Origin of the sequence: Bradyrhizobium sp. Mp27 (assembly GCF_029953005.1) — a bacterium.
Lineage (GTDB): Bacteria > Pseudomonadota > Alphaproteobacteria > Rhizobiales > Xanthobacteraceae > Bradyrhizobium > Bradyrhizobium barranii.
This window is the reverse complement of record NZ_JASAUS010000790.1, coordinates 1-223: the sequence shown is the minus strand read 5'-3', so window position 1 is coordinate 223 and position 223 is coordinate 1. Positions and strand designations below refer to the sequence as shown.

Sequence of the window (223 nt, the reverse complement as noted above, 5' to 3'; positions counted from 1 at the left end):
CTATGTCGCGCCGCCGGCGAAGGCCATTGTGCTGTGCGTGGACGAGAAGCCCTCGATCCAGGCTTTGGAGCGAGCGCAGGGTTATCTGAAGTTGCCCAATGGCCGCGCCTTAACCGGCCAAAGCCACGATTACAAGCGGCATGGCACCACAACATTGTTTGCGGCGCTCGAAGTCGCCACCGGAAAGATCATCGCGACCCATTCAAAACGCCGGCGCCGCGTC

Annotated in this window: 1 pseudogene; it reads left to right on the top strand. The window is 61.4% G+C overall.

The window, feature by feature from the left end:
- Positions 1 to 223, top strand: a pseudogene (locus tag QJT78_RS52670) (IS630 family transposase); the annotation flags it as partial.